At 62.8% G+C, this 3,509-nt stretch carries 3 protein-coding genes; 2 read left to right on the top strand and 1 reads right to left on the bottom strand.

Annotated features, from left to right (window positions below; translation table 11 throughout):
• Nucleotides 1-11: 11 nt before the first annotated feature.
• Nucleotides 12-1,169, top strand: a complete 1,158-nt coding sequence (locus tag A2J01_RS03925) for an ArsA family ATPase (RefSeq protein ID WP_064112028.1) — start codon at nt 12-14, stop codon at nt 1,167-1,169.
• Nucleotides 1,170-1,187: 18 nt separating this feature from the next.
• On the opposite strand, the gene A2J01_RS03920 is transcribed toward A2J01_RS03925, so the two are convergent.
• Nucleotides 1,188-1,511 (bottom strand): WhiB family transcriptional regulator, encoded by a 324-nt coding sequence (locus A2J01_RS03920; protein ID WP_007732375.1) that lies wholly within the window; start codon nt 1,509-1,511, stop codon nt 1,188-1,190.
• A 291-nt stretch (nt 1,512-1,802) separates the two neighbouring features.
• Between A2J01_RS03920 and A2J01_RS03915 the strand changes: the two genes are divergently transcribed.
• Nucleotides 1,803-3,509, top strand: a 1,707-nt coding sequence (locus tag A2J01_RS03915; protein ID WP_064112026.1) for a transglycosylase domain-containing protein, incomplete at its 3' end; no start/stop codon positions are given.

Below are 3,509 nucleotides of genomic sequence, written 5' to 3'. Positions count from 1 at the left end.
CCACCGAGAACGTGACGGTCGGCAGTTCCAGGACCGGCCGACGCGCAGCTCCTGCCCTCGATATTTCGGCGATCATCAAGGACCCGACGGCCCGGATCGTGGTGTGTTGCGGCGCAGGTGGCGTCGGCAAGACCACGACGGCTGCGTCGCTGGCGTTGCGGGCAGCCGAAGAGGGCCGACGCGTAGTCGTCCTCACCATCGATCCGGCCCGTCGCCTCGCACAGGCCTTGGGTGTGGCCGAACTCGACAACACTCCGCAGCCGGTGAAGCTGGGTCCCGAGGCCACGGGCGAACTCCACGCGATGATGCTGAACATGCGTCGGACTTTCGACGAGATGGTCATCGAGCATTCGAGCCCTGAGAAGGCCGAGCAGATCCTGGCGAATCCCTTTTACCAAACCGTTGCCACATCGTTCTCCGGAACGCAGGAGTACATGGCGATGGAGAAGTTGGGGCAGCTGGCGTCGAACGACGCGTGGGATCTGGTGATCGTCGATACCCCGCCGTCGCGCAATGCGCTCGACTTCCTCGACGCTCCACAGAGGCTCGGAACATTCCTCGACGGACGGATGATCCGGCTGCTCTCGGCACCCGGCCGTGGCCTGACCAGGCTCGTGGCCGGCGCGATGGGATTGGCCCTGAAGGGTGTCTCGACCATCGTGGGAAGCCAAATGCTTTCGGATGCATCGGCATTCGTGCAGTCGCTCGACTCGATGTTCGGCGGTTTCCGTGAACGCGCCACGAAGACCTACGAGTTGCTGCGTCAGCCGGGGACTCATTTCCTGGTGATCGCAGCGGCCGAGCCCGACGCTCTCCGTGAGGCGGCGTTCTTCGTCGATCGCCTTGCGGGTGACTCGATGCCGTTGGCCGGTCTGGTTCTCAACCGCACTCACCCGACGTTGACGGCTCTGCCTGCCGATCATGCGGTGACCGCCGCCGACAAACTGGAAGCGAAGGAAAATGCGACCGAGGCCGAGGCCCTCACCGCAGCCGTTCTCCGCATCCATGCCCATCGGGCAGTGATCGCGAAGCGAGAAATCGCCTTGCTGAGTCGATTCACCGCAGCTCACCCGAGGGTGCCGCTGATCGGTGTTCCGTCGCTACCGTTCGAGGTCTCGGACCTCGAGGCGCTGCGCGCGGTGGGAGATCAGCTCACTCGTAAGGGCTGATCCCCCGATCGACCTGGATCAGACTGCTGAGTGATGCTGGCGCTGGTCTTCGAAGAACTCGGACCAGGAGTCGACGTCGGGGTGCTGCTTGAGCAGTGCACGGCGCTGACGTTCGGTCATTCCGCCCCACACACCGAACTCGACACGGTTGTCGAGAGCATCTGCTCCGCACTGCATGAGGACCGGGCAGTGACGGCAGATGGTGGCTGCCTTGCGCTGTGCGGCGCCACGAACAAAAAGTTGGTCGGGATCGACCTCGCGGCATCGCGCCTGAGTTACCCAGGCAATTCGTGCCTCGGCCTGCTCGATGTCCAAACGGCTACTCGGGGTGGCTGTGTACATTCTGGGTCCCCTCTACAAAGTCTGACCGTCGCCATGAGGCGAGCAGCGCACCATCTCAGCCGTCTCGCGGTAGCACGTGAAAGCTGAGACACATTCGTGATCGAGTGTTACGTCGATCACACTGATCACAATTTAGGTAAAGAACGCCCCTAACGCAAGACGGTCGGGAGCATTTTTTGGTACGGCAGTACAAAGCGCGTGTTCAGGAGGTTTTGAACACCCGCAAAACACTGAAACCGGTTCCAATGGGTGGGCACACGTACTCTGTAGATCGTGTCGATTGCAAAAACAGTGGCGAAGCTCGCCGGAAGCTCCGCATTGGCGGGTGTCCTGGTCGCAGGGGTGATGTTCCCGGTGGCCGGCGGATTCGGATTCGCGTCCAATCGCGCTGCCGATACCGTCGACAACGTCTCGGCCGAACTGGTCGAAGGCACGGTCCCCGCGGTGTCCACCATGGTCGATGCGGCAGGCAATCCCATTGCCTGGCTGTACGACCAACGACGCTTCGAAGTCCCGAGCGAGAAGATCTCCAACAACATGAAGTTGGCGATCGTCTCCATCGAGGACCGCCGGTTCCCCGACCACAAGGGCGTCGACTGGCAGGGAACGCTGCGCGCCTTCCTCACCAACACGACGACCGGTGAAGTGCAGCAGGGCGCGTCGACACTCGATCAGCAGTATGTGAAGAACTACCAACTGTTGGTCGTGGCCAAGACGGATGCCGAGCGCCGCGCTGCCATCGAGACCACCCCGGCCCGAAAGATCCGCGAGATCCGGATGGCGCTGACGCTGGACAAGGAACTCACGAAAGACGAGATCCTCACCCGGTACCTCAACCTCGTACCTTTCGGCAACGGATCCTTCGGCATTCAGGACGCGGCTCAGACCTACTTTGGCGTCGACGCCGCAGATCTGACCGTTCCGCAGTCCGCGATGCTGGCCGGCATGGTTCAGTCCAGCTCCGCGCTGAACCCGTACACGAACGTCGAGGGCGTGACCGAGCGTCGTAACACCGTGCTCGACACCATGATCACGAACATTCCGGATCGTGCCGACGAGTTCCGTGCAGCCAAGGAAGAGCCCCTCGGCGTCCTCGAAACCCCCAACAACTTGCCGCGCGGCTGCATCGCTGCAGGCGATCGCGGATTCTTCTGTGATTACGCACTGAAGTACCTCTCGGATGCCGGAATCACCCGCGACCAGATCAACGAGGGTGGTTACCTCATCAAGACCACTCTCGATCCGCAGGTCCAGGCGTCCACCAAGGCCGGACTGAACGCGAACGCGAGCGCCAACCTCGACGGCATCGCGAACGTGATGAACGTGATCAGGCCGGGCCAGGATTCACACAAGGTCATCGCGATGGCCAGCAGTCGCACGTACGGACTCAATGCCGACGCCGACGAAACCGTCCAGGCGCAGCCGTACTCCCTTGCCGGTGACGGTGCGGGTTCCGTCTTCAAGATCTTCACGACCGCTGCGGCGATGGAGAAGGGCCTCGGCATCAACGCGACCCTCGACGTGCCCAAGCGCTTCGAAGCCAAGGGCATGGGTAGCGGTGGTGCGGCAGGCTGCCCGGTCTCGACGTACTGCGTGGAGAACGCCGGTAACTATCCGCCGACGCTGTCCGTGACCGACGCCCTGGCACAGTCCCCAAACACCGCTTTCGTCAAGCTCATCGAGGCGACCGGCGTCACGCCGACCGTCGACATGGCTGTCCGTCTCGGCATGCGCTCGTACGCCGATCCCAACACCTCGGGCTTCGACGAGCGCAGCATGGCCGACTTCCAGAAGGAACAAAACCTCGGTTCGTTCACCCTCGGCCCCACCTGGATCAACCCGCTCGAACTCTCCAACGTCGCGGCCACTCTCGCCTCGCACGGCAAGTGGTGCCCGCCGAGTCCCATCGATTCGGTCTTCGACCGCTACGGCAAGCCGGTGGCCGTCACCGAGCAGGGCTGTGAGCAGGTCGTCGAGCCCGGCTTGGCAGACACACTG

This window comes from Rhodococcus sp. EPR-134 (assembly GCF_001647205.1).
GTDB classification, from domain to species: domain Bacteria; phylum Actinomycetota; class Actinomycetes; order Mycobacteriales; family Mycobacteriaceae; genus Rhodococcus_F; species Rhodococcus_F qingshengii.
The sequence above is the reverse complement of the archived record's forward strand: the minus strand, read 5'-3'. Positions and strand labels throughout refer to the sequence as shown.

What these genes read in the sequence shown, in the direction of transcription:
- A2J01_RS03920 (WP_007732375.1), bottom strand. Translation starts at nt 1,511, where the DNA reads ATGTACACAGCCACCCCGAGTAGCCGTTTGGACATCGAGCAGGCCGAG.